This is a genomic window from Kistimonas ophiarachnellae, assembly GCF_057552235.1.
The window spans coordinates 1-289 of sequence record NZ_BAAJPA010000093.1; the positions used below are offsets into that span (position 1 = coordinate 1).

A 289-nucleotide genomic window follows, 5' to 3' on the forward strand; every position below is an offset into this window, starting at 1 on the left:
AGTATCACTGCCATCGCCACCGTTCAGGGTATCGGCGCCATCTCCGCCCACCAGGGTGTCATCGCCATCCATCCCCAGCAGGTCGTTGGCATTGGCATCACCGGTCAGGCTGTCATTGCTGTCCGTACCGGTCAGGTTCTCGATGTTCTGCAGGGTGTCGCTGCCACCTTCACTGTCGGTGGCCGTACCATCCGCCAGGCTCGCAGTCACGCCGTTCGTACCGTTCTTGAAATCCACGGTATCGCCGCCCGGGCCATGGGCGCCACCGTCCAGGATATCGTCGCCGGCG

The 289-nt window shown here is 63.3% G+C and carries 1 protein-coding gene; it reads right to left on the reverse strand.

What is annotated here, in order from left to right; translation table 11 throughout:
• Positions 1-289 (reverse strand): calcium-binding protein (locus AC27K1_RS21785; RefSeq protein ID WP_487152895.1); only part of this gene is annotated, 289 nt, incomplete at both ends.